The sequence below is a fragment of the Streptomyces sp. DH12 genome (genome assembly GCF_020873895.1).
GTDB lineage: Bacteria > Actinomycetota > Actinomycetes > Streptomycetales > Streptomycetaceae > Streptomyces.
This window is the reverse complement of the sequence record NZ_JAHWGT010000176.1, coordinates 1-849: the sequence shown is the minus strand read 5'-3', so window position 1 is coordinate 849 and position 849 is coordinate 1. Positions and strand designations below refer to the sequence as shown.

The following is an 849-nucleotide window of genomic DNA, read 5'->3' as shown; positions in this document are numbered from 1 at the left end:
CAGCCGCGAGCCGACCGGGACGGGGGCGGGGAAGCGCACCTTGTTCGTGCCGTAGTTGACGCCCATCTTCACGCCCTCGACGGACATCAGCTGGGGGCCGAACAGCGGCAGCAGCGAGAGCGTGAGGTAGCCGTGCGCGATGGTCGTGCCGAACGGTCCCGCCGCGGCCTTCTCCGGGTCCACGTGGATCCACTGGTGGTCACCGGTGGCCTCGGCGAACAGGTCGATGCGCTTCTGGTCGACCTCCAGCCAGTCGGTGTACCCCAGCTGCTCGCCCACCGCCGCCTTCAGGTCGTCGACGGACGTGAAGATCCTCGGCTCTGCCATGTCCCGGCCTCTCGCGTCACGTAGTCGCAGGCGCATCCGCGTGCGCATGCCTAAGCAACTGCTTAGCATGGTCGGCCGTGCGGCCCCTGTCAACGGACCGGCCGCCGGACGGGGTCGGTAGGCTTCGAGGAGTGCACCGGATTCCAGAGAAGATCCACGAACTCACGGTCGGCCAGCTCTCCGCCCGCAGCGGAGCCGCGGTGTCGGCCCTGCACTTCTACGAGTCCAAAGGGCTGATCCGCAGCCGGCGCACCTCCGGCAACCAGCGCCGCTACACCCGTGACACCCTGCGCCGGGTCGCCTTCATCCGCGCCGCCCAGCGCGTCGGCATCCCCCTCGCCACGATCCGCGAGGCGCTCGCCGAGCTGCCCGAGGAGCGCACACCGACCCGCGAGGACTGGGCGCGGCTCTCCGAGGCGTGGCGCTCCGAACTGGACGAGCGCATCCGGCAGCTGAACCGGCTGCGCGACCACCTCACCGACTGCATCGGCTGCGGCTGCCTCTCGCTGGAGGGCTGCGTGC

At 70.4% G+C, this 849-nt stretch carries 2 protein-coding genes; one reads left to right on the top strand and one right to left on the bottom strand.

Annotation, left to right across the window (positions count from 1 at the left end; genetic code table 11):
* A partial coding sequence (locus LPA54_RS33325) for a MaoC family dehydratase (RefSeq protein ID WP_228984467.1) occupies nt 1-327 on the bottom strand: 327 nt, incomplete at its 3' end.
* Between the two features lie 131 nt (nt 328-458).
* Here LPA54_RS33325 and soxR point away from each other — a divergent pair.
* Nucleotides 459-849, top strand: a 391-nt coding sequence (gene soxR / locus LPA54_RS33320; protein ID WP_228984466.1) for a redox-sensitive transcriptional activator SoxR, incomplete at its 3' end; no start/stop codon positions are given.